Below are 18,824 nucleotides of genomic sequence, written 5' to 3'. Positions count from 1 at the left end.
TTGAAACTCCTTTCTTTTTTCTAAGGTTATTATCTGATGTTCTTCAAAAAATATGAAAGGTATTATTCGGAAACTATTTCAGTTCAATCAGCTAAGCAGTTTTTCCGGTGAAAACTTCTGTCGTTTCGGATCTACAACTAAAACTCTGCCATCCAGTTGTTTTAAAAGATCGTCAGCGCCGTGCTGCATTTTGAAATCCATTTCTTCCCTGTAAAGTGGAATAATCTGGTAAAAATTAACTTCCTCTCCCTCTGTCAGAGGACAAATGTACTCCTCTTCATCGAAGATAACCGGTGTAATCAGCATACTGCCACAGAGCTGCGTGCTTTCATCAAAGCCTTCTCCATTATCGATGGTATGCCCCCATCCCAGCCAGGCATCTTCCTGTATCGGCAGTCTGGCAAGAACTTTGAGCAGTCTGATTGGCCAGTACCATTCTTCCTTCTCGCTCTCAAGATCCCAGTAAGGTGGAAGACAAATGACAAGCTCCGCCCTCTGCAGCTTATACTCGGAAAGATCCTCCGGCACATTCATGCGATGCGCTCCCATTCCCATGGTCACCAGTGTATAAAAATTACGTTCCTCTGTAGGTGGAATCACACAGATATCCACGTGAATATCCGGTGAAACCAGCTCATGAAACACGCTTTCAAATTCCCCAAAGGTTTCTTCTATGTACGTTTCTATAATTTCCTCTTCTTCACTGCTGTATACTTCCGGATTCAGTTCCTCATCAAAGAATCCGTTGCGCCTTAAAATCTGCTCCTTGCACTCCGTAATGAAAAAATCCACATCCTCATCAGAAGGATCCAGATGCAGAGATTCTTCAAAGCACATCAGTGCATCTTCGTATCTGCCGCTGAAAAAATATGCATAACCCAGTCTGTAATGCCAGAGCGGATCGTCCTTTCCCATATCGTAAACCATCTGCAAAAGATCGGCAGCCTTATCGTAGTCGCCTTCCTCGCCGCGGTTATTATAGGCTCGCGCCAGATAGCAAATTGTATCGTAATCGTGTTCAGCGCCTTCACTTTCCAGTATCTTTATAATCTCTTCATGGTTGTCTTCCTCATGAAGTCTGTTTAAAAGTTCCTTTTCCATCTGTCAAATCCTCCATACGTTCTTCCGTTGAGAAAGGCGCCTTACGCCCTTTTCAACAGAAGCAAAAAAAGCCGGTTGTTTATATTATACTAAATTATAGCCGGATATACAATCTTTTCAACACAGGGAAAATCTTGAAGTTTTATCCGATATAGAAAATATATGTGCAATGTGATAAAATAGTTTTAAGAAAAGGAGGCTGCTTCATGGATTCATATTTTTCTGTCAGTCACATTTCGACCGGCATTTATCATATTTACGAAAACAGCAATGTTTGCTGCACCCTTATCACGGGCACCAACGCTGCGCTGCTCATCGACACAGGCTATGGCTTTGAAGATCTGCCTGCCTTTCTGCGTACAATCACCGATCTGCCCCTTATCCTCCTCAACACCCACGGACATCTGGATCACACCGGCGGCAATTTTCGCTTCTCTGAAACCGCATTGATTCATCCTGCCGAACTTTCTGTCTACGATCTATATCAGCATGACAAAGTCAGCATGCTTGCATTTTTGGAAAAACGCTATTCCGCAGGCAAAATAAAATATCCGTTTCCTAAAAATTTCAATCGCGAATTTTATCTGACCTATAAGCAGGTTCCATTCAGCTGCGCTGCAGATGGGCACATTTTTGATCTGGGTAGCCGCACCTTAGAAACCTTTCTGCTGCCTGGACATTCCCTCGGCTCACTTTCCGTCTTCGACCACGAAAGCGGCACGCTGATGGCAGGCGATACGATAGATAAAAGTCTTTGGATGATGTTTGACCATAGTGCACCGCCAGAGGAACTTTCTGGTCGTCTGCAGCTTCTGAAAGACAAATTTCCTATCCGCAGAATCCTCGCCTCCCATGCCAAAACGCCTTATCCGCCAGAGATGCTGGACGCAGTGATTTTTGCCATCAGCCACCGCAATCCCGAAAAGGATTCCATCTTCGTTCATCCTCGCCACGGCTACAAAGCGCTGCACCACAAAGAACCAGTAACCGGTATTTCCGGTGTCAACGAAATTCATCTAGTGTATCCTTTTCCAAAAGAAAAATGAGGGGTTCCAAAAGCTTTTAAAGCTTCGGGAATCCCTCACAAATAAACCTGCTCGATTATTCCTCTTCAGAAATAGTTTCTTCAGCATCTAAAGTTTCCTTGATGCTCAGGCTGATTCTCTTTCTTTCTTTATCAATTTCCAGAATCTTTGCGTTAACATCCTGACCGATAGAAAGTTCGTCAGCAATGTTAGTCACTCTCTTGTGCGCAACTTCAGAAATATGTACCAGTCCATCAAGACCCGGCTCTAATTCGATGAATGCACCGTATTCCTTAATCTGTACAACTTTTCCAGAAACAACCTGTCCAATCTGATAGGTCTCGTCAATTACGGACCATGGTTCAGGAACAGTCTGCTTCAAACCTAAGGAAATCTTTCCTTTTTCTTCGTTCATAGCCAGAATCTTTACCTTAACAGTATCGCCAATCTGCAGAACTTCCTGCGGATGTTTCAGCTTGCCCCAGGAAATTTCGGAGATGTGAAGCAATCCGTCGATTCCGCCCAGATCGATGAATGCACCGTAATCGGTAAATCTCATCACAGTACCTTCTACGATATCATCAACGTGCAATCCTTCCCAGATTGCAGCAATCTTCTGTTGTTTCTCTTCTGTAAGAACTATCTTGCGGGAGAATACAACTCTGCCTCTCTTCTGGTCAACTCTGCTTACTCTTACATCCATAGTCTGTCCAATAAATTCATCTGCGTTTTCTACAAACTTATCGGAAAGCTGGGAAAGCGGAATGAATCCGGTAACTTCCTTGTAAGCAGCGATTACACCGCCGTTAACCTGTCTTACGACTTTTACAGAAATAATTGATTTATTTTCAAGAGCTTCGTTAATCTCATTCCAGTGCTCATTTATCTCAAGCTTTTTCTTTGAAAGTAAGATTCCACCGTCGCCGTCATCAGTTTTGACAACCTTAGCCTGGATTTCATCGCCTTCTTTAAATAAATCTGTCAGCTTCTGTCCTTCCTCTAATGTTACTTCTTCCACAGGAAGAATTCCGTCCTTTTTACATCCCATGTTTACGATAACTTCTTTTTCAGTTACCTGATGTACTTTACCGTCAACGATTTCGCCAGTGCGTGGTAGTCTTAAAGACGCGTCGATTTCATCCATGAAATCTTCCATTGAAATTTTTTCGTTAGTGATCATTTCACTCATGTTAGCAATAACCTCCTTAATTACGCATTCAGGTGTTGATGCGCCTGCTGCAACTCCTATTCTATTACATTTTCGCAATTGTTTCAATGGTAAATCTCGAATATTTTCAATAAAAAAGGAATTTTTGCACTTTTTTTTGGAAATTTCGTATAACTTTCCCGTATTGGAGCTATTTTTGCCTCCAATGATAACCATAGCGTCGACTTTTTCTGCCAAATTTTTACAGGATTCTTGTCGTTCTTTTGTCGCATTACAGATAGTATTGTAAATTTCTGTAAGAATATGTTTCTCTTCAAAGACCGCAACGATATCGTCCAGCAGTTTTTTTTGAATGGTGGTCTGGCAGACAAGAAAAACTTTTTCACATGTCACTGCCTCAGCTTCCTCCCTGCTTCCCACGATAATTCCCTGCCCTGCGCACCAGCCGTTAATTCCGATGACTTCCGGGTGATGTTTATCGCCAACGATGACGATATTTTTTCCCTCCTGCCATGCACCGTGAACCAGCTGATGAATTTTTTCCACAAAAGGGCAAGTGGCATTGACAACAGTCAGTTTTCTCCTTTTGGATTCATCAAAAAATGCCTTGGTCTCGCCGTGGGAGCGAACGATGACAATATCGCCCGGTTCCGCTTCTTCTGGGCTTTCTATGATGCCTACACCTCTCGCCTTTAAATCGTCTGTCACAAAACGATTATGAATCAAAGGTCCGCAGGTATAAATCTGTCTTTTTTTCTCTAATTTCTCATTGAGATGAATCTGTTCTTCTGTTTTTTCAATGGCTTGCCGCACGCCAAAACAAAAGCCGGAGTGTTCAGCCCTTATGATTTCTGCCATATTTTTCTTCCAGTCCTTCTAAAAATTTCTTAAAAGAGGCTTCCGATCCGTTCGCTGTCGGTCTGTAGTATTTAACCCCTTCCTCATACAAATTATCCGGCAGGTACTGCTGCTGCACGTATCCTCCAAAATTGTGAGGGTAAAGATAATCCTTCCCAATTTCCTTATCCTTTGCCCCCTGATAATGACTGTCCTGCAAATGAAGGGGTACATCGTCAATATTTCTGCTTCTGATATCTGCTATAGCCTCAAAATACGCCATGCTGGCAGCATTCGATTTCGGTGCTGAGGCAAGCATAATCACTGCTTGCGCCAGATTGATAGCCGCTTCCGGATAGCCCACCATCAGCGCCGCCTGCATGCAGGAAGTGACGATGGATATCGCCGAAGGATACGCCATGCCGATATCTTCACTGGCGATGACAAGCAACCGCCTTCCGATCATCTGAATATCTGCACCACCGTCAACCAATCTTGCAAAATAGTGAATTGCCGCATCCGGATCGCTGCCCCTGATGGACTTTTGCAGCGCTGAAAGCAGATTGTACCGGTCATCCCCTTTACTGTAAAAGCCAATCTTTCTCTGCATGGCTTCCGCCACCATTTCCTTGGTGATTTTCTTGGACAAATCCAGATTGTCCACAATAAAGCCCAATGTATCCAAAGAAACTCTGCCGTCTCCTCCTGCTAAGTCCGCCAGAATATCCAGGGCTTCTTCGTCATACTGGATATGCAGATTTCCAAAGCCTTTTTCCGTATCAGTCAGCGCCCGCAGCAGCATTTTCTTAATTTGCGGCGCCTCAAGACGCTTAAACTCATAGACATTGCGTACCCTGCTGAGCACTGCATTGTTGATAGCAAAATATGGATTCTCCGTAGTGCTGCCAATAAATTTAAGCACACCGTCTTCCAGCGCTTTCAAAAGAGAGTCCTGCTGCAGTTTATTCCACCTGTGAAACTCGTCGATATACACGTAAGTTGTCCGTTTCTCCAGTCCAAAAAAACGCAGTCTTGCACCTTCAATCAGTTCTTTCAGTTCCTTAGTTCCTGTGGTCGACGCATTGATTTCTGTAAAGCTGCTGTCCATTTCATTTGCGATGATTCTAGCCAGTGTAGTCTTACCCGTTCCCGACGGTCCATGGAAAATCGCCGAATCAAAAGTCTTATTTTTTATTGCATTGTAAAGAAGTGAGCCCGGATATAGAAAGTGTTCTTGTCCTACAAAATCCTGCAATTTGTCCGGTCTCATTCGGGTCGATAATGGTATCATAGTATTCCTTTCAAGTGGTTGGATTGGCTGTTTGCTCTTATCAAATTCATCATGACAGCTGGGTAATAAAAATCCCCTTCGCATAGGACGATTCAGTATCCTTCAAAAGAGCCAGCGCCTCTTTCTTTGTCCCCCTCTCAGAGCTGATGACCTTAAACTGACCGTCCGATTCCATAATCTCCGTATCGATGTCTTCAGTTTTCAATTTTCCTGCTAGTTCCTCGGCACCCGATTTACTGCTGAAAACACCATACTGCAATGTGTATTCGCCCTCTGCGTCAGCTTTTTCTGCATCATTTTTGTCTTTCTGGTCTTCACCTTCATCGCTGCTCTCTTCGCTGCCATCTTTCTCATCGTCGCTGTGAAAGACATCTAGCAGATTGGACGGAAAATCCAGTTTCAAAACCTCCGTATCATAGCCTAAAAGCGGTGCAATAATAAACCTTGCCGTCATATATCCGCAAACAACTGCCACTAACATTATACCAACAATTCCTAAAAGATTCACCCCTGAATTTTTTCTTTGACGATGGTATCTTCTGATTTTTCTCTTATTCACTTTTTCCTGCCTCCTCGTGGATATGATTATTACATCATATGCGGCAAAGGAAAAAGTAGACATCTCCTTTTTGAAGAAATCAATCAGATGCGCAAAGAAAATTTAATACTGTATGTTCCTATATTTAATTCCAGATTTTTCATATTATAGAGAACCAAAGACAGCGCCAACACGCAAGCCAATCCAGCAGCAAGAGGCCCCGCGTATAGAACTCCATTAAGACCTAATTAAAGCTGAAAATCGGCGTACAGCCATGCGCCAGCCCGACAGTAAAAGCAACTATAATACTATTAAGTTTTATTACAACCCCGGATACTGCCAACGGAATATCTTCTCCATAAACAGAAAGCGCACCGTAATGCGTTAATGTATTATTCATCACAATATTAACAAGCATCATAACAATCTGATTGATAAAATGAGAAACACCAAGCTTTGCAATGTCTTGCATGTACTTTGCGCTTAATCCCAGCATATTGCGTCTGATCCTAAAACTTTTTCTTGGAAAAAACAATAATCTCTAAAAACTCCAATTGGTTTTTCCTAAAGTGGTACATGTACCATATTTTTTTTGGTACATTGACACTGCTGAAAAGTACGTTCTTCTGCGGCTGTATAACGAAAAAGCCTGTCTGGTGCAATGCCCAATGGCATTAAGTTAAGAAAATCTCACATCACAGAAAATGTGGTGTGGGATTTTTTTGAGAATAAGTATTGACATATGAACAAAAAAATGCGGCCGCTTTAGCTGCTGAATATTTTAGAGGCAGCTAAAGCGGCCCTTGTAATTAGATAACATCTTTTTACAAGGAGGATACCGCATGAATAGGACTTCACTGGAACTAAAAAATTTGATTATGGACATTATTAATAAGCAGAAACAGGATTTAACAGGCCTTGTTTCTAACCCCAAAACAGATTTTTCCAGAAACAGAAAAATACCATATGAGAAAATGATTCTTTCGTTATTGACAATGGAGGGAGCATCTTTATCAAATGAACTTTTACGGCAGTTTGGCTATGGCTTAAATACAGCAACATCATCTGCTTTTGTCCAGCAGCGTAAGAAAATACTTCCTAAAGCATTTGCGTCGCTTTTCCACGATTTTACAGCAGCAACTTATAGTAATGATAATTATAAAGGATATAAACTCTTGGCTGTTGATGGTTCAGATATTCAAATCGCAACTAATCTAAACGATAAAGACTCTCTTTTTCAAATAGCAGAAGGTGTAAAACCTTATAATCTGCTGCATTTGAATGCTTTATATAATCTGAAATCTCACACTTATGAGGATGCAGTCGTTTTCAAACGCAAAGAAGCCGGTGAAAACAAAGCGTTGACTGAAATGGTGGACAGATCCGCTCTGCAGGGAAATGTAATTGTGATTGCAGACAGAGGATATGAGGCATATAACAACATGGCTCATATCCAAGAAAAAGGATGGTTTTATCTAATACGGGTGAAAGATTTTAATCAATATTCATCCGGTATTCTGCATGGCTTGGAGCTGCCGGATACTGAGGAATTCGATGAGTATATCGATTTAAAATTAACTCGGAAACAGACTAATGAAATGAAAAAGCTTTTTGAGCAGAGAAATCACTATCGGAGAATCGCGCATAATAAACCATTTGACTATCTGCCTGTTAAGAGCAGAAAATCTGATCCTGCAGTACTTTATAATTTGCCATTTCGCATTGTACGCTTTCCAATATCAGAGGATTATTACGAAGTTGTAGTAACTAATCTGGATACTGATGAATTCCCTGCGGATACTCTGAAACAACTGTATGGCATGCGGTGGGGAATTGAAACTTCATTTAGAGATTTGAAATATACAGTAGGACTGCTTCATTTTCATTCAAAAAAGGTGGAATACATACTTCAAGAAATCTTTGCACGGTTAATCATGTATAACTTTTCAGAATTGATTACCTCGCACGTAGTCATTGAAAAGAAAGACAGAAAGTATGAATATAAAGTTAATTTTTCTGTCGCAGTACATATATGCCGTGAATTCCTGCTTAGTATAAATATCCCACCTAATATTGAATCACTTATTGCAAGATATATAACGCCCATTCGGCCTGGACGTTCAAGGCCTCGTGAAATGAAAGCCAAACAGGCAATAAGTTTCATGTATAGAATAGCATAGATTTTTGAAATATACATTATTTTTTTGACAAGGGAACGCTCTTGTCTATTTGTTGCGTTTTTAAATCTACAAAAAAACAATTTATCAGCTTGAATCAAAGGAAAAAAAGAGAAGTTAATATCGCGAACAATACTAACTTCTCTTTAAATCCCTTAACTTAATGCCATTGGGTGCAATGCCAGACAGGCTTTTACTGTGCTGTGGTCCTACTGTATGCCGCACAGATATACTTCTCTGCGCAAATTTTCCAGATGATGCAGCTGCGCTTTGTAACCGTACTCGTCGGATGCCAGAAACTCTGCCGCGCTGTCGATATAACCTTCCCCAGAGGGGGCACCTTTTTCTCGAAGCATCCTCATAAGAGCCGCCAGCTTCTTTGAAAAATCCGTACCTGCGCCGACTTCTTTTCGGTAAATCATCTTGATTCGGTCGAACCCTTTGTCCACAAAGATACAGTCCACATTTACCGCAAAATTCTCGGAAAAAATACCATGTTTTTCGCACTGATAGACACCGTGAAGGAGACTGATTGCCACAGAAAAGATTTCCTCAGTAGACAGCTCTAAAACAGAGCTGAGCGGTCTAAAGCCTTCGGTTTTATACATGCAGGTCAAAGTGCCGTCCTCTTCCACAAAGCCAGCTGGCAGAAAGAGGTCACAAAGACCTAAGGATAAAAGCTCCACGATGTAATCTGGAATTTCCTCTTTGGCATATTGCGCTGTCAAATAGCTATTCATTTTACTTACCTCCACATTTAGAACAAGGTGTGTACCCCTGCTGCACTGCCTTTCCTTTCTCAATTTCCACGTAGTACCGCGATACAATCCTGCAATCCGCCAGATGATATACTCTGCCATTTTCCGTAAAACAGAATACCGGGCTGCCGATTTGGGCAAAACTGGCATTACATAATGAACATGGCGTATACCCTTTTTTTGTATCCTGCGACAGATACACCATCTTGCAGTTTGCTTTGATGTAGGTGCAGTGCTTTCCGTGGTATTTCATGCCCCACTCGGGAAAAATATATACGATTATGTCATCATTTTCGGTACCTGCATCCGGCGGCTTTTTGTGCAGTTTTCCGGTAAAGGCTCTCGCCGTAAGACTGCAGTCAAAACGAATCGAGTCAAAAACTCCTGCCGGACTGTTCTCTGAAAAAGTGGCACGCAAATCAAGGTGCAGCAAATCCTCTATACCGGCTTCTTTGTACAAATATCTGTAAAATACTACCTGACAGGAATCCATTCTGAGATTTTCCTCGCTGCTTCTGCTTTTTATCAGAATCGGCAGCGCGGCGGGATTTTTGCGAAAAATGGTCTTTACAGATTCCATGCGCATTTCATCTGCTGCAGAAAATACCAGATTTTCACAAGACGCAAAGATCGGCACCAGGGACATCAGTGCTACTGTCGCTGCAATAAAAATTGGCATGACGATGGCTGCTTCCACGATGTAACTGCCTCGGCGTAAATTCCTACTTCTTTTCCTCTCTCTCATAAGACCTCTCTGTTTCATAATCCTTTCCATTGACTGTCATCACAAAGGATAGTCCTGCGTTGTACTCCCGAAGGAGAAATCCTTCGTAATAAAACCGTCTCATATTTATCTGAATCAAGTCCATCACCCGAAGCATTCTTACCTGTGAATCCATGGTGTAGGTAAATAATCGCAGGTAGTCTGCATAGGTCTCGCCCACATCTGAGCCAGTATCGATATAACCCTCTGACTGATTTTCAATAACAGACTTAATGTCTACTGCGAAGGTCTGCTCCGACTTTACTACCGGCACTCTCTTCCCATGGATTAGCAGCTGATAATCGTTATAACTTTCCGCAAGCGCCCAAGCTGAAAGCAAGGCTTTTTGTGTCACCAACGCCGCCGGACCCGGCGTCAAAATCTCCGCTGCCAAAAGAGCCTCATTGCTCTTTACAGGGTCTTTGAGCAGATAGGCAAGATTCATCATCTCTCGAAGCGCCACAATTCTTCTCTTTAATGTGCTTTTGTTTGCACTGTCACTCTTCTTTCCGCAGATGATGTATTCGATTTCCCCGGAAAAATAGGTCTCCCCTAGCTCTTTGTCGTCAGAAGCATCTTTAAAATAGGCGAAAATATACTGATTAATCCACCAGTTTTTTCCGGTCTTTTCCAGCGCCGTTCCGATAGATGAAGCCCCTTCTAAAAGATTTTTCACCGCTGAAAGTGAGTATCCTTTTTTGGATCCTTCTGAAGGTAAATCATCAAAGATGACTGACGCAGCCGCAGGTCCCGTATAACCGAGAACCGGTGTAATCGTTTTCTCAGGCTTTTGAAACTTCTCCGTAAAAGCCAGCTTTCCCGCCGCTTCAAGCTGCTTCTCCATCACACCTGTATTGATTAGACAGTAGTCGTACAAACTGCAGTTTTTGATCTGATAGTCTATGTATTTTTTTCGGTCAAAAGAATCCTTTGCATAGAAAGTAAGTTTCTCCTTTATCTCCGCTGGATAGCCATAAAACCCAAAAATTTGGTATCTCTTCTGCAGGTTCAAATCGTACTCCGCCAGCACTGAATCCGCCCAAAGGCTGCAAAGCGCCTTGGTACTTCCTGCTACCGCTTTCTCCTTGGATACCCCCGTAAAGGTAAAGATCATCATGACCAGAGATACAAAAAACACACAGATGAAAACTGTAACTGAGCCTCTTTTATTGCTGAACATCAATACCTGCCGCCTCCCCCAATCTGATGATCTGCGAAGGATATACTGCGTAAATCCTGCCAAAAATATCATTTTCCATCACAATACTGCTCACGCCTCTCAGCTGTTTCGATACTGAGTCCCTATCCTCCAGCTTTTTATATACAGCACGGCTTTCAGCAGCTTCTTCTTGCAATCTCTCGTGAAGATTCAGCTGGCAGTCGAGGCAGGCATAGTAGTAAACAATCAGCAAAATGAGACTGCAAATCACCAGAATCAGCAGCGGAATCACTATGGTAGCCTCTACCATATCACTGCCCCGCCTGCTTCTCATCATCCGTTGAGTCCTTTAAAGGTATTATTGACAAAGGTGGTAATCTCCGTCTTAAAAATTAGTCCCAGCGCCACAGCAAGCGCAATTAAAATCGCCACCTGTACCAGTTCCATTCCTTTTTTGTTTTTTAATACTCTCATTATATGTACACTCCTTCCTTCATTTTCTTTCTTTTTAACTTTATTACATCTGCAGCATTGCAGGCGCTGCTGTAATCAGAATCAGCACTAGCAACAGAATCGCCAGAGGAAATGCCATTTTGGTTTCCGCTGCTCTGCCGCGCTCCTCTGCCAGCTTTTTTCTCTGCTCCCAGAGCAAATCTCGCTCGCTTTCCAGCTTGTCCGACAGGTCCACACCCTTAAACTGATTGTCTGTAATGATGTTAATCATACGTGAGAACTCTCTGACTTGCAGCTTCTTTCCAAACTGTCCCATGACAGTAACTAAACTGCTTCCCGTTTCTAAAGATGCAGCCTTAATTCGGCAAATTAGATCTCCCATCGGACTTTCCCGCTGTCCTGCCGCATACCCGTCTGCAATCCTTGCAAACGCATCATTAAAAATCAACCCGCTGTTTAAAAGCAGTAAAAGCTGATTATTAAAACCAGGCAATTCCCTTCGAATACCGTCGGTTATACGCTTTTGCGCAGCCTTTTCCTTCTCCTTCTGATTTCGGTAAAGAGCAAATAATGCCAGCGGAAAGAGCAGCAGACTGAGCAGAAATTGAGGACTTCGGTTTTTCGACCAGATGATTCTCGTTCCATCGTCAAGTTTTGCAGGCAGCGCAATGAGTTCTCCCTCTTCCTCTTCCAGTTTTTCTGAAAGCGCCTGAAGCTCCGATTTTAGACCCTCCTCCTTAGATGTTTTCTTCTGCGTCGCCTTTGCAGCAGGCTTTTCATCCGTAAAAGATAAAAGCACCTCAATCCTTGTACGCACACCGTCCTTTTCTCCTTCGATGACAACAGGCACAGACTGTCCGCTCTGTCTGTCAGAAATGCGGAGCGCCGTCAGCTGACCGTTTTTCCCAGTCACATAATATCCTGCTTGTCTTACTTCGATAATCACCTGAAAAGTCAGAAGAAAAACGACTGCTGAAAATAACAGTACCACAAGCTTTCTATTTTCTATGCAAAAGACAGCAATAGGCAGTTTCTCTATCTTTTCTCTATACTTCAATGGCTGTAATCCTTTCTATCATCACGTAAGCTAACACCGTCGCAAGAAGCGCCAGACTCATCAAAATTTTGCCCGCCAAGGACTCATACATCACTGCCAGATAATCGGGCGAAGTCAGCTGCAGAAACAATACGATAAAAATCGGCATTGCTGTAATCAGTCGGCCTTCCAGCTTTTTCTGAGATATCATAGTTTTAATCTCTGTTTCTATAGCAATTTTGTCACCGATAACAGCAGCCGCCCTGTTGACTGCAAGAACCAGATTCCCGCCCGTCTCTCTGACCGCACGAAAAACCTGCGTAAAGTCCTCGATATCCGAAATTCCGCTGCGAGAAGCAAAGTCCTCCCAGACAGAAATATCTGTTGCCCCAGTTTCCTTCATCTTTCTCAGCATATAGAGCAGCTCACAAACAATCAGAGCCTGTTCTCCATAAATTTCCGAAAGATTAGAAACTGCTTCTTCAATCGCCTCTTCCATGTGTCTGCCCGCAGCAAAGGAAGATGACAAACTGAACAGCAAATCCCGAAACTGCCCTAAAAGCTGTTTCTTTCTGCGCGCCGCCTGATACCCGCAGTAAACAGACAGCAATTTGGGATAGAAAAAAGGAAATAAAATGCCCCACAGTAAGGTTCCATAAAATATATAACCGCAGAAAATCCATGCGAATGCAAAGCCTAAGGCTACTGCCACTTTTTCCCTTGAGGTTGCCTGATAAATTTTGTAGTCGTAAATCATAAAGTCCTGCCTCTAAGACGCAGCTTGGACTGACTGACAAGAGGATTTCCAGTAGCACTAAGCTGCCTTTTATCGCTTAGTAAAAAGAGTGGGTTTAAAACATATTTGCCATGCTCAAAATCCACCAGTTCCTGCACCTCAAGCACCCTCCTGTCGCCGCCTGGAAGCCTTCCCAAGTGAATCATAATGTCTATGCCTTCCACAATCTGCGCTCTGATAGCATCTATGGGAATCTGCACACCCATCAAATACATGGATTCAAGCCTTCGCAGCATGCCGGAAACCGAATTGCCGTGACCTGTAGCCAGACAGCCGTCATGCCCTGTGTTCATGGCATTCATCATGTCCGCCACTTCCTTGCCTCTGACTTCTCCTACGATAATCCGATCGGGTCTCATTCGCAGACTGGTCTTAATCAGCATGTCCATAGAAATCATACCCTGACCTAAAGCATTGGCATTGCGGCATTCCATCTGCACCAGATTCGCGATGTGATTCATGGCTAGTTCCGTGGAATCCTCAATGACGATGACCCGCTCCTGTACCGGAATAAAATCGGACAAGGCGTTGAGAAATGTTGTCTTTCCTGAAGAAGTTCCCCCGCTGACGAAGATGTTATAGCCGCAGGCAACCAGTGTTTTCAGATATTCCGCGCATTCTGCAGTCAAAGTGCCGCTTTTTACCATCTGTTCCATGGTAATTCTCTCTCTGGCAAATTTTCTGATGGTGAGAACAGGGCCTCCTGCCGCGACATTTTTATAGACTGCATTGACTCTGCTGCCGCCGGGCAACCTCGCGTCCAAAATCGGGTGCATTTCATTGATTTCCCGATGCACACCCGCCGCAATATTTCTGATGATTTCCTCCAGCTCCTCCGTAGAATCAAAATGCTCATCGGTACAAACCATATCTCCGCCGGTTTCCAAAAAGAATCGATCCTTTCCATTAATCATAATCTCATTGATTGACGCATCTTCTATGTACTCTTCCAAAATCCCCAGCTTGCTTCTGGTCCTCGCATAAAGGGTTCTGATGACAGCGTGAAGTTCTGAAAGTTCTATTTCCTCTGCGTCAGCAAAGACCACATCTTCTATGATTTCCATAGCCTGCTGCCTGCTTAAATTCTCTTCTGCCGCGAGAATTTTCTCACGCACCCTGGCAGTCTTCTCCTCCAGGTACATAGCTCTTTCCCTCTCCATGACCTCCTCCTTCCATAATTTCCCGAGCAAGAATACCGATTTCCATGCCGTAATTCTTCTCAAGACGCAAATCAGTATCCCTCTGAGCCGCGATATAAAGGGTCTGAGGCTCTTGTTCGCAAACCATATCATCTGCAAAATTCTCCACCCGTAAAAGCCTGCCCTGATCAATTCGCTTAAATATTTCCCGGGCAATCCTCTGCCTATATTTCCCAGGACGAACTCGCTGACTATCGCACAGCATAACGGTACAGTCGGCATAGCCCAGCATCTTCCGATTCTCTCGGCTCAGGTGATTGCCCATATCCACGATGAGAAAATCATATTTCCCAAGCTGATCAATCTTGTTCAGAAAGCGGCGCATGAGAAACGGCTTCATTTCGCTGAAGTAGGAATTAATCACGCCCGTGTTTACAAAATCCAACTCTTCCCTTTCTGTAATAAATGCGCTGATAGGAAACTCTTTCTCCTGATCCAGATAATAAAGCAGCTTCATCAAACTCTCCTCCCCATCCTCAGACAAATATTTTCTGGAATCGTCGATGGGGCAGAGATTTAGGTACAAAGATCTGCTGCCATAAATTCTGTGCAGCATACAGGCTGTAGCAATGGCTGACGATGTGGTGCCGCAGCCGCCGCTTTCTCCGAGAAATACCAGCAGTCTGCAGTTGCTGTCACCTTTGGTTTCAACAACTTTACCTGTTACCTTAAAGTAAATAAAAAGAAGACTGTTCATCAAATTCTGACTTTCCATATAGCGATATAGCCGGTAAGGCGGCTCACCCGTATACTGTACAGCCGCCATATCGCGGACAAGTTCAATGACCCGTTTATCACCTGAAGGCTTCTCCGTCAGAATCAAATCACAAAAGTCACCTTCGGCTATACTGCCTAAAAGATAAAAGCGCATGCAGCTGTCCTCTCTGGCAAGGACAATGGAAAGAGCCTGCGCAAAGGCATGATCCTCCAAAGCAATACCCACTTTTATAATTTCCATACACTCCCTCCTTTCGGTAGGGATATAGTATCATTTTTGTAAATAACTGTCAACCATTTTTTCCTATAATTTTACTTATTTGCTAATTCTTTCAGTTTTTTCAGTGCGCAGCTGAGCCCGCCGATTTCGTCAATCAGCCCCATTTTTACAGCGTCAGAGCCGAATAGTACCGTGCCCACATCGTTGGACATATTTCCTGTCTGATTCATCTTTTCTTCTACATCTGCCTTTGATGCATGAGAATGTTTGACAATAAAATCTACCACTCGTTCCTGCGTCTTTCGCATATACTCAAATGTTGCGTCCGCTGTAATCAGTGTGCCGCTGGTTCTAATGGGGTGCATGGTCATAGTCGCAGTCTCAGCTACAAAGGAATAATCCGCAGAAACGGCAAGAGGAATACCGATGCTGTGACCACCTCCGATGACTAATGTCACAGTTGGCTTTGATAAAGACGCAATCAGCTCCGCAAGGGCAAGCCCTGCTTCCACATCGCCTCCGACAGTATTTAAAATCAGCAGAAGCCCCTTAATATCTGGATTTTCCTCCACTACCACAAGCTGCGGAATCAGATGTTCATACTTGGTAGTCTTGTTATCGCTTGGCAGCGTGGTATGCCCTTCAATGCTGCCGATAATATTGATATACTGATAGTCTGACTGGAAATTTGTTCCTGTCGTTAAAATACCCAGCTCCTTAATCAAATCGCTGGTTTCTTTTTTTTCTTCCTGTTTTTCTTTTTCTTCACTCATATTTTTCACCCTTTCGTCGTAAAATTTAAATATATTATCTGCAAAGGATGTGTAATTTATGCTATTAAGTGAAATCGGAGATAAAGAGGTCATCGACCTTTCCAAAGGCAGCCGTCACGGCTCTTTCTGGGATGCAGAAATTCTCTTTGACGAGCAGACAGGAAAAATCAGAGCGCTGCTTGTGCCCAACTTTGTGTCTAAAAGCCGCTTCACCGCAGGACATGACACCATGCAGCTTCCCTGGGAGTCCATCGTGAAAATCGGCGAGGATATGATTATCTTCCGGTCGTAAATCAGTTTCGACAGAACTTGAAAAATTTTGATAAAATCTTAAGATTTTCTTAGCTTTTCCCGTTTTTCTTGAAAATAAGACTTTAGTAGGATATACTATAATAGATGAACTTTGTTAGGGAACGGGAAAAAGAGATGAAGAAGAAATTTCAAAATTGGTACGGGACGCATATGGACAAGTGGATTCCTGCCTATGCGTTTTTTTCATTGATAGGCTGCTTTGTATGGAACTGTCTCGTCTACTCTATTACACAGCATCTGGGCTCAAATCTTTACCATTATGACTTTACGACGGGCTTTGACCGCAGCGTGCCCTTTTGTCCTGCTTGGGTATCAATCTATGTACTCAGCTTTCCTTTCTGGGTCATCAGCTACGCTTTGACAGCGAGGGAAAACAGCAAGGAATTTTGGTATCGCTTTGTCTTTGCCGATATGCTTGCAAGAGTCGTCTGCGGTGTGTTCTTTCTGCTGATTCCGACTACTAATGTAAGGCCAGAAATTACTGGTGACGGATTCTGGGACAACGCCATGGCATTCATCTATGCAATGGATATGCCCTACGACCTGTTTCCGTCTATCCACTGTTTGGCAAGCCTGATGTGCTATCTGGGAATCCGAAAATGCAGTACGCTTCCAAAGACTTATCGATATGGAACTTTGGTATTTGCAATTCTGGTTTTCATCTCCACCCAGTTTACCAAGCAGCACTATATCGTCGATGTCATCGGCGGCATCACCGTTGCTCTTGGCTGTTTTACGCTGAGCATGCACTGCAATGCTTACAAACTGCCCGAGCGGCTCTTTGCAAAAATACATATGAAAGTATTTGGAGACTACTGCAATGAGTCATAAGAAAAAAATTATTTTTAACTGCATATTTCTGCTGGTTTGTTTTGCCCTTACCATGTACTACGTCTTTCACGGTCAGGACTTTTCCAAGATCATGTCCTATGTGAAAGATGCCCACAGCCTTTACTGGCTCCTCGGAGTAGTGCTGGTCATCGGCTTTATTCTCGGCGAATCAGTGATTATATTTTATCTGATGAGAAGTCTTGGGAAGCAACCAAAGCTGAATCACTGTTTTCTCTACTCTTTTGTAGGATTCTTCTTCAGTCTGGTTACACCATCTGCCACTGGCGGACAGCCTGCTCAGGTTTTGTTCATGAAAAAGGACAAACTGCCTGTGCACCTGTCGACTCTGGTGCTTTTACTTGTCACCATTACCTACAAGCTGGTTTTGGTCATTATCGGAATTGCAGTTCTGATTTTAAGACCCTCTTTCGTCATGACCTGCCTTGATCCAATTATGCACTGGGTTTGGCTTGGGATTTTCCTAAACGTCCTGTGTGTAGGCGGCATGCTATGCCTGGTATTTTCACCCGGTCTTGCAAAACGCATTGTTATGGCGTGCTTCTTTCTTCTAAAAAGGTTTACCAGCTCAAAAAAAGTCCACAGCTTTGAATCAAAGCTTTCCGGCAGTATGGACAAATACAGCGCTGCTGCTAGCTATTTTGAACATCACAAGAGGATTCTGTTCAACGTTTTGGCATTGACATTCCTGCAGAGAATTTTTTTATTCTTTATCACATGGCTAGTGCTTTGTTCCTTTGATATCACAGGGATTAATGCCCTTGAGGCCGTTACCCTGCAGGCGATGATTTCCGTTGCAGTCGACATGCTTCCGCTGCCTGGTGGTATGGGAATCAGCGAGCACTTGTTTCAGGCGGTGTTCTTGCCGATTTGCGGCAGTGTGCTGACCATTCCTGTCATGATTGTCAGCCGCGGAATCAGCTTTTACACACAGCTTTTCATCAGTGCGGTCTTTACTGTTATTGCATATTTTGTTGTATTTAGAGAGGGAAAAGAGAAAAAAAATGATCGGATTTTATAACTACACAGTAATACTTACTTATATGAGTCTTTTATCAGCTATGATCGGCATGACTTTTGCCACCACAGGGCACTTCAAAATGGCAGTCTTTTGCCTCGCCCTTTCTGGCTTTTTCGATATGTTTGACGGAAAGGTTGCCAGACGCAAATTGGACAGAACCGATGACGAAAAACTCTTCGGCATTCAGCTGGATTCCCTTTGTGATGTCGTTGCCTTTGGCGCCCTGCCGGGACTTCTGTGCTATTGTCTGGGGGTTCGCGGCAGTCTGGGCATGCTTGCAATCGGCTTTTACTGTATCTGCGGCGTCATCAGGCTGGCATTTTTCAACGTAATCGAAACCAACAATTTCTTTTCAGAAGAAGAACACGAAAAGGTTTATCATGGACTTCCGATTACTTCTATTGCAGTGATTCTGCCGCTAATTTTTCTGCTTCGCTTTGTGGTAACCACCCGAGCTTTTGTCTTGATTCTCATCGTCATGCTCTTTGGCACAGGTACTCTGTTCATCGCTGACTTTAAAATGAAAAAGCCTAGCAATAAGGTTCTCGCTCTGCTGGTTCTCATTGTGGCAGCTGCCATCGCTGTAACCTTTGCTTATTCAAAACCCCTGCTGCCTGCGGCGCTGGTGTAA

21 protein-coding genes are annotated in these 18,824 nt (G+C 43.4%); 6 read left to right on the top strand and 15 right to left on the bottom strand.

Translation table 11 applies throughout. The annotated features are described in order from the left end of the window. Positions 1-87: 87 nt before the first annotated feature. Entirely contained in the window at positions 88-1,101 is a 1,014-nt protein-coding gene (locus V1225_RS08480) for a suppressor of fused domain protein (protein WP_338546082.1), read from the bottom strand. A gap of 206 nt (positions 1,102-1,307) precedes the next feature. Between V1225_RS08480 and V1225_RS08475 the strand changes: the two genes are divergently transcribed. After that, positions 1,308-2,147: an MBL fold metallo-hydrolase gene (locus tag V1225_RS08475; RefSeq protein ID WP_338546081.1), complete on the top strand. Its 840-nt coding sequence runs from the start codon at positions 1,308-1,310 to the stop codon at positions 2,145-2,147. Between the two features lie 55 nt (positions 2,148-2,202). Here V1225_RS08475 and V1225_RS08470 read toward each other — a convergent pair whose 3' ends face one another. The 4 genes from V1225_RS08470 to V1225_RS08455 form a co-directional block, all read right to left on the bottom strand. Beyond that, positions 2,203-4,152: a bifunctional 4-hydroxy-3-methylbut-2-enyl diphosphate reductase/30S ribosomal protein S1 gene (locus tag V1225_RS08470; protein WP_160200769.1), complete on the bottom strand. Its 1,950-nt coding sequence runs from the start codon at positions 4,150-4,152 to the stop codon at positions 2,203-2,205. Then, a complete protein-coding gene (locus V1225_RS08465) occupies positions 4,130-5,422 on the bottom strand; it encodes a replication-associated recombination protein A (protein ID WP_160200768.1) in 1,293 nt (430 codons plus the stop codon). Before V1225_RS08465 ends, V1225_RS08470 begins: the two co-directional genes overlap by 23 nt. A gap of 49 nt (positions 5,423-5,471) precedes the next feature. Then, complete coding sequence (locus tag V1225_RS08460) at positions 5,472-5,981, bottom strand: SPOR domain-containing protein (RefSeq protein WP_338546079.1); 510 nt, start codon at positions 5,979-5,981, stop codon at positions 5,472-5,474. A gap of 223 nt (positions 5,982-6,204) precedes the next feature. Next, positions 6,205-6,456, bottom strand: coding sequence for a hypothetical protein (locus tag V1225_RS08455; protein ID WP_251616048.1), 252 nt, complete (start codon positions 6,454-6,456; stop codon positions 6,205-6,207). A 346-nt stretch (positions 6,457-6,802) separates the two neighbouring features. Between V1225_RS08455 and V1225_RS08450 the strand changes: the two genes are divergently transcribed. Beyond that, positions 6,803-8,140, top strand: a complete 1,338-nt coding sequence (locus V1225_RS08450) for an IS4 family transposase (protein ID WP_338546076.1) — start codon at positions 6,803-6,805, stop codon at positions 8,138-8,140. A 206-nt stretch (positions 8,141-8,346) separates the two neighbouring features. Here V1225_RS08450 and V1225_RS08445 read toward each other — a convergent pair whose 3' ends face one another. The 10 genes from V1225_RS08445 to V1225_RS08400 form a co-directional block, all read right to left on the bottom strand. Further along, positions 8,347-8,877, bottom strand: coding sequence for a DUF6382 domain-containing protein (locus V1225_RS08445; protein WP_160200766.1), 531 nt, complete (start codon positions 8,875-8,877; stop codon positions 8,347-8,349). 1 nt (position 8,878) lies between these two features. Then, positions 8,879-9,640 (bottom strand): hypothetical protein, encoded by a 762-nt coding sequence (locus V1225_RS08440; protein WP_251631593.1) that lies wholly within the window; start codon positions 9,638-9,640, stop codon positions 8,879-8,881. Beyond that, positions 9,618-10,838 carry a DUF5702 domain-containing protein gene (locus V1225_RS08435; RefSeq protein WP_251631594.1) on the bottom strand — a complete coding sequence of 407 codons (1,221 nt, stop codon included), beginning with the start codon at positions 10,836-10,838 and terminating at the stop codon, positions 9,618-9,620. The genes V1225_RS08440 and V1225_RS08435 overlap by 23 nt, the downstream gene beginning before the upstream one ends. Beyond that, complete coding sequence (locus tag V1225_RS08430) at positions 10,825-11,154, bottom strand: hypothetical protein (protein ID WP_161907619.1); 330 nt, start codon at positions 11,152-11,154, stop codon at positions 10,825-10,827. Before V1225_RS08430 ends, V1225_RS08435 begins: the two co-directional genes overlap by 14 nt. Then, a complete protein-coding gene (locus V1225_RS08425) occupies positions 11,151-11,291 on the bottom strand; it encodes a Flp1 family type IVb pilin (protein ID WP_160200762.1) in 141 nt (46 codons plus the stop codon). Before V1225_RS08425 ends, V1225_RS08430 begins: the two co-directional genes overlap by 4 nt. A 43-nt stretch (positions 11,292-11,334) precedes the next feature. Further along, positions 11,335-12,327, bottom strand: coding sequence for a type II secretion system F family protein (locus V1225_RS08420; RefSeq protein ID WP_251616052.1), 993 nt, complete (start codon positions 12,325-12,327; stop codon positions 11,335-11,337). Beyond that, positions 12,317-13,063 (bottom strand): type II secretion system F family protein, encoded by a 747-nt coding sequence (locus V1225_RS08415; protein ID WP_161907622.1) that lies wholly within the window; start codon positions 13,061-13,063, stop codon positions 12,317-12,319. The genes V1225_RS08420 and V1225_RS08415 overlap by 11 nt, the downstream gene beginning before the upstream one ends. Continuing rightward, the gene (locus V1225_RS08410) at positions 13,060-14,262 is read right to left on the bottom strand and encodes an ATPase, T2SS/T4P/T4SS family (protein WP_251616055.1); all 1,203 of its coding nucleotides are present in this window, start codon (positions 14,260-14,262) and stop codon (positions 13,060-13,062) included. The genes V1225_RS08415 and V1225_RS08410 overlap by 4 nt, the downstream gene beginning before the upstream one ends. Then, complete coding sequence (locus V1225_RS08405) at positions 14,210-15,259, bottom strand: hypothetical protein (RefSeq protein WP_160200758.1); 1,050 nt, start codon at positions 15,257-15,259, stop codon at positions 14,210-14,212. The genes V1225_RS08410 and V1225_RS08405 overlap by 53 nt, the downstream gene beginning before the upstream one ends. A gap of 71 nt (positions 15,260-15,330) precedes the next feature. Further along, the gene (locus V1225_RS08400) at positions 15,331-16,011 is read right to left on the bottom strand and encodes an ATP-dependent Clp protease proteolytic subunit (RefSeq protein ID WP_160200757.1); all 681 of its coding nucleotides are present in this window, start codon (positions 16,009-16,011) and stop codon (positions 15,331-15,333) included. Positions 16,012-16,069: 58 nt separating this feature from the next. Between V1225_RS08400 and V1225_RS08395 the strand changes: the two genes are divergently transcribed. The 4 genes from V1225_RS08395 (at position 16,070) to V1225_RS08380 (ending at position 18,824) form a co-directional block, all read left to right on the top strand. Continuing rightward, the gene (locus V1225_RS08395) at positions 16,070-16,303 is read left to right on the top strand and encodes a YlmC/YmxH family sporulation protein (protein ID WP_160200756.1); all 234 of its coding nucleotides are present in this window, start codon (positions 16,070-16,072) and stop codon (positions 16,301-16,303) included. Between the two features lie 134 nt (positions 16,304-16,437). Further along, positions 16,438-17,154, top strand: a complete 717-nt coding sequence (locus V1225_RS08390; RefSeq protein ID WP_243150991.1) for a phosphatase PAP2 family protein — start codon at positions 16,438-16,440, stop codon at positions 17,152-17,154. Further along, a complete protein-coding gene (locus V1225_RS08385; protein ID WP_201759515.1) occupies positions 17,144-18,193 on the top strand; it encodes a lysylphosphatidylglycerol synthase transmembrane domain-containing protein in 1,050 nt (349 codons plus the stop codon). Before V1225_RS08390 ends, V1225_RS08385 begins: the two co-directional genes overlap by 11 nt. Then, positions 18,177-18,824, top strand: a complete 648-nt coding sequence (locus V1225_RS08380) for a CDP-alcohol phosphatidyltransferase family protein (RefSeq protein ID WP_338546069.1) — start codon at positions 18,177-18,179, stop codon at positions 18,822-18,824. Before V1225_RS08385 ends, V1225_RS08380 begins: the two co-directional genes overlap by 17 nt.

The organism is Emergencia sp. JLR.KK010 (assembly GCF_037018265.1).
GTDB lineage: Bacteria > Bacillota > Clostridia > Peptostreptococcales > Anaerovoracaceae > Senimuribacter > Senimuribacter intestinalis.
Note: the sequence above shows the minus strand (reverse complement) of the source record. Positions and strands in the feature narration are given on the sequence as shown.